Source organism: Flavobacterium sp. UGB4466 (genome assembly GCF_903469665.1).
In the GTDB taxonomy this organism is placed as follows: domain Bacteria; phylum Bacteroidota; class Bacteroidia; order Flavobacteriales; family Flavobacteriaceae; genus Flavobacterium; species Flavobacterium lipolyticum.
Genome location: NZ_CAGKLC010000205.1, coordinates 1 through 3,124, shown reverse-complemented (window position 1 = coordinate 3,124; position 3,124 = coordinate 1). Strand labels below are relative to the sequence as shown.

Genomic DNA, 3,124 nt, shown 5'->3' with positions numbered 1-3,124 from the left:
GTGAATAGTAGTGACTGATATTTATTTAATTTTAAAAAAAATTAGTTTAAACACAGAAGATAAATTTGGGATTCATCAATCTAAATACTTTACTTTTTGTCATGTTTGTGGTATGCGACTTACTATTTGGTTTTTAAATGTTAATACTTTTTTTGGTTATAATTTTATGCTTATTAATTGTTCCGAAGTTAAAGATGTAGTAAAGTCTACCACAATTATCTCTGCCAGAAACCTATATGGCAGAGATAACGAATTACTAAATAATCATGGTAAAAAAAACATACTAAATACTAACTCAAACAAATCTTTAAATTAATTTTTTAAGACTTTCATATACTGACAACTCAACATCAGCGTGGTCTTTACTGTTACATAGCTCGATTAAATTTTTCAGATCATCCACTTTTAAAGTTGATTTGTTATCTAAAACAAGTAATAGTTCTTGTGATGCATCATTCAATTTTTTAGACAGAGGTAAAAAGTGTTGTATCAAAGGTGCATTTGCACTCAATTCTACCAATCCTTTGTTTACAGCAATCCACTTGTTTAAAAATGCTGTTACTTTTGCTTTATTCTCCGGTGTCTTATTTGCTAAATATTGTGCTACTGCATCGTCAAAAGCCAGAGAATCTTTAGCATCCGGTGTACAGGCATCAGCAAAAAGAGTTAGCGGAGAGTACATTTGATACTCAGTTCCTCCTTTATTTCGTTTGTAACCTTTTAAAGGCTCGCAAACATTTGTAAATTCTTCTACGAAATCAATATTCTGATTGTTCGAGATATTTCTTAAGATCACATCCTTATTGCGAATATGCGTAATTCCTAACTCTTCCAATCTGAAAGAAACTACATCAAGACGTCTGCGCATGCTGGCTAAATCTGTAATATCTTCGGCTGACCAAAGGCGTTCTGCAATTGCAACTGTTCTCGGCCAAAGTCTCGAATCGATTGTTAGTGGCGACACAAGTTCTGTCCACATTGTTGCTTCACCTCCTAATACTCTCGCTTTTTCTTCAGCGGTTAAATCGGCGCCTTTGGGCATAGGGTCATTTAGATAATGACTTGCTATCGGATATAATAAATCAATATAATATCCGTTAGACATTACGGTTTTATATCCTTTTTTTACTGATTCAATCAAGGACTGTCCTGCTACTACTCCTTCATTAGGACCTCTCCAGGCATGAATAATGGCGTCTTTTGACATGTTCTTGGTCAGAATTTCCTCCCATCCCATTAACTGTTTTCCATGTTTTTTAAGCATCGGAATCAACTGCATGGTAAAATAAGTCTGTAACTCATGATTGGTTGTTAACTTATTTTTCTTTTTAAATTCCTGAATTTTAGGGTTTGAATCCCAGTCCTTTCCTTCGTTTTCATCTCCTCCGATATGAAAATAAGCCCCCGGAAATAACGGACAAACCTCATCAAATAATTCGCTTAATAATTGATATGTTTTAGGATTTGAAGGATCTAATGTTGGTGAAAAAATACCCGCATTTCTTTCAATTCCATAGGTCGCAATTGCGGTTCCCTGAATATTTTTTTCAGAAGTTCCTCCTGTCAGTGTGATTACTTTACTTCCAATCTCAGGATAAGCTGTAAGTATTGCAGATGCGTGACCAGGAACATCTATTTCCGGAACGATTAAAATACCGCGCTCATCAGCATATTTTACGATATTTTTAATTTCCTCTTGTGTGTAATACATTCCATCCGAAGCTTTTTCAATAAGTTTTGGATGTTTTTTCATTTCAATTCTCCACCCCTGGTCGTCTACCAAATGCCAGTGAAGGACATTCATTTTTGTAGCTGCTAATGCATCAATATTTCTTTTGATTACATCTACTGGCTGAAAATGTCTGGCAGCATCAACCATCAAACCTCTCCAGGTAAATCTTGGAAAATCTGAAATTTTGGATGCAGGAAAATAAAATGAGGTGTTATTATTCTGCAACATTTGCAATAAGGTTTCAAGACCGTGCAGGGCACCTAAATCGCTTGTTGCATTGATTGTAATTTTGCTTGTTTTGATATCCAAATGATAGCTTTCATCTTCATACAAACCAATTTTTCCACTCTTAGTACAATTGATTTGAAGTTCAGCTGTTGGGACTTCATTTAATTTGGTAATAAATCCCTGTTCGAAAAAAATACCGGTTCTACCATCTAGTCGGCGCAAAAAGCGAGTTACTCCGCCAAAAATTCGGGGATTTGGATTTCCGGTAATATTTACTTTAAAATTTTTATTTAACGCAAAATTACCATCATTTAACACAACGCTTTGGGGCCAGGGCATAAGATTTAACTGCTCTTTTTTAATCTGAGCACTAGCAGTTACACCCGCTAATAGTAGGACTAATAAATATTTCATTTTTTTTGTTTTTGGAAAGATGTTGCTTTTACACAACATTAATAATAAATAATAAAAGCAAAACTCAGAATGATTTCGATTGAACCCTCACTACTCCTAATGAAATCAATCTGAATTTTGCATTGCGATCCACTCTCACCCGGATCTTATAATGTAATTTTAATAATCAAAACGTTTAAAAGCTTCAATTGCTTCGTATTCTGCCAATCCTAATTCGTCGTATAATACGGCTGTGTTTTTGTTACGGTCTTCGGCTCTTACCCAAAATTCTCTGGAATCATTTCCTTGGAACATTACGCGGTCTTTTTGTGATTGGTGGTACAAAATTGCGTGACGTTTTAGTAATACTTCAGATGGAGAAAGCGGAACGGCCATATCAATTTCGTGAATGTCCCATTCGTGCCAGGCACCGCGATACAGCCACAACCAGCAGTCGTCCATGTATTTTTCCGGTTTCAGTTGTTTCATCGCCGCAAAGATGGCATTCAGACAAACTTCGTGTGTACCGTGCGGATCTGCTAAATCTCCCGCTGCAAATACCTGATGGGGTTTAATTTGTGCAATAATGTCCTTTACAATAGCAATGTCTTCAGGCCCCAACGGATTCTTTTTTACCTGTCCGGTTTCATAAAACGGAAGATCTAAAAAGTGGGTATTCTCATCTTTTAAACCAATGTATCGGGTCGCTGCATAAGATTCTCTTCTTCGGATCAATCCTTTTAATTTGCGGACTTCCAAAGAATCAATTTG

General features: G+C 35.9%; 1 protein-coding gene and 1 pseudogene. Both read right to left on the bottom strand.

Annotated features, from left to right (window positions below; genetic code table 11):
• Positions 1-307: 307 nt before the first annotated feature.
• Positions 308-2,374, bottom strand: coding sequence for a beta-N-acetylhexosaminidase (locus JO950_RS21565; protein WP_202704485.1), 2,067 nt, complete (start codon positions 2,372-2,374; stop codon positions 308-310).
• Positions 2,375-2,533: 159 nt separating this feature from the next.
• Positions 2,534-3,124: pseudogene (locus JO950_RS21560) on the bottom strand (PIG-L family deacetylase); the annotation flags it as partial.